1 protein-coding gene is annotated in these 680 nt (G+C 64.3%); it reads right to left on the bottom strand.

Annotated features, from left to right (window positions below; translation table 11 throughout):
* Positions 1 to 503, bottom strand: a 503-nt coding sequence (locus EN742_RS36850) for a P1 family peptidase (RefSeq protein WP_189375773.1), incomplete at its 3' end; no start/stop codon positions are given.
* Positions 504 to 680: the final 177 nt, after the last annotated feature.

Below are 680 nucleotides of genomic sequence, written 5' to 3'. Positions count from 1 at the left end.
CCGGCCACATCGTCGAAGCTGACATGATGGCCATTGATGTCGTTGAGGAAGCCGTCATAGGTCTCCGCCGCCACCGGCAGGCCCCAGCCTGTGTCGAGCGCGGCCGGCAGCACCTTGTGCATCCAGCGCAGCGTGCCGTCGCGGGTGACGCCGCAGGAATGCGTGTTGGTGATGGTGACCGGGAAATTGAAGGCGCCGGTTTCCTCGATGATGTGCGACCCCGTCAGCTCGCCATTGCCGTTCTGGCTGAAGACCCCGGCAAGGACCGGCGTGGCGAGTTCCGCCTTCGGCCTGGGCAGGATGGCGGTCACGCCGGTGCGTACCGGCCCCTTGCCGACGACCAGCGGCCCGTCGCCCGAGATCAGCGTCGTGTAGCCCACTGACACGCCGGCCACGTCGGTGATGGCGTTGGACTCGCCCGGCGTGCCGTCGAAGCCGATGCCGAAATATCGGGCGCGTGGCCTTCCCGACGGCGTCGCAAGGTGCGGATCATGTCCTGTCATGCCGTACCTTAGAGCAATTCCAGGAAAAGTGCGTAGCGGTTTTCCATCCGGAATTGCGTCAAACCAAATACTTAGGGCGGTTCAGCGATTACATGAAAGGTTGACCGGCGCTAGAACAACGAGCCTTGATTGCCCGGCTCCCTGGTCTTGGCAGCGGGCTTGGCAGGCGCCTTCGGC

The sequence above is a fragment of the Mesorhizobium sp. M4A.F.Ca.ET.020.02.1.1 genome (assembly GCF_004022645.1).
Classification (GTDB): Bacteria; Pseudomonadota; Alphaproteobacteria; order Rhizobiales; family Rhizobiaceae; genus Mesorhizobium.
Note: the sequence above shows the minus strand (reverse complement) of the source record. Positions and strands in the feature narration are given on the sequence as shown.